The 554-nt window shown below is 51.7% G+C and carries 2 protein-coding genes; both read right to left on the reverse strand.

All coding sequences use genetic code 11. The annotated features are described in order from the left end of the window. Positions 1–228, reverse strand: a 228-nt coding sequence (locus tag OB236_RS28130) for an IucA/IucC family protein (protein ID WP_317259388.1), incomplete at its 3' end; no start/stop codon positions are given. After that, entirely contained in the window at positions 188–352 is a 165-nt protein-coding gene (locus OB236_RS40345; protein WP_456299786.1) for an IucA/IucC family protein, read from the reverse strand. The genes OB236_RS40345 and OB236_RS28130, both read right to left, overlap by 41 nt. Positions 353–554 lie beyond the last annotated feature (202 nt).

Raw genomic sequence — 554 nt, forward strand, 5'->3', positions numbered from 1 at the left:
GGCAAGTGTACGAATCGATTGCTGTGGGCGGTATTCCTCCGTGCCCTCACCGATCATGATAATTCTTCCGTCTGCAAGCTGGCGATTAAAGACGCGGACAATGGTTTCCCGCCACTGCCAAGGATGGACTGGAATCAATCGGTATTGATCGTAAGACTTCCCGACTGCTTCAAGTCTGGATTTAAAGTCAGCAAGCAAATCGGCTCCAAGCTCTGCTTCCAANTTCATTGGTTAATACCCCCAACCACAAGGGTTTGATGCGCGGTTTAAATTCCGGACCATAGGTCATATTGTCATCAGGATTAAAGCCAATTCTGGATTTGTAGCATGGGTGGTAGGGATGCCCGTCCATAATGTTCGCTTCCAGCTCATCGTAGGCGCGTTCCTGACCCGTCAGCTCACGATGCGGATTGGCATATTGCGCCTGCGTGTCTTTGATAAGCGTTTGTTCCAGCTCTTCGACAAAGGTATCGAGGCGGCTGTGCTGGACAACTGGCGCCAGCACCTCGGATACGAATTCGCCCAACCGCGCTTCGGTAGTGGTACCATCCGGT

Source organism: Paenibacillus baimaensis, from assembly GCF_025567575.1.